Origin of the sequence: Mesorhizobium sp. M8A.F.Ca.ET.207.01.1.1, assembly GCF_004794715.1 — a bacterium.
Lineage (GTDB): Bacteria > Pseudomonadota > Alphaproteobacteria > Rhizobiales > Rhizobiaceae > Mesorhizobium.
On sequence record NZ_SRUS01000496.1, the window covers coordinates 1 to 297 of the forward strand.

General features: G+C 70.4%; 1 pseudogene. It reads left to right on the plus strand.

The features are described from left to right. Nucleotides 1–297, plus strand: a pseudogene (locus EN850_RS35535) (riboflavin synthase); the annotation flags it as partial.

Sequence of the window (297 nt, forward strand, 5' to 3'; positions counted from 1 at the left end):
CAGATGGGCGAGAGCATTGCCATCAACGGCGTCTGCCTCACCGTCATCGCATTCGACGCCAACAGCTTCCAGGCCGATGCCTCCACCGAGACCCTGGGCCTGACCACGCTGGGCCAACTGGGCGAAGGGGCGGTCATCAACCTGGAGCGCGCCATGCGCCCGACCGACCGCCTGGGCGGCCATCTGGTCAGCGGCCACGTCGACGGCCTCGGCCAGGTGCTGTCCATCCACGACGACGCGCGGGCCCAGCGCTGGCGTTTCGCCGCGCCGGCCTCGCTGCGCCGCTACATCGCCAAG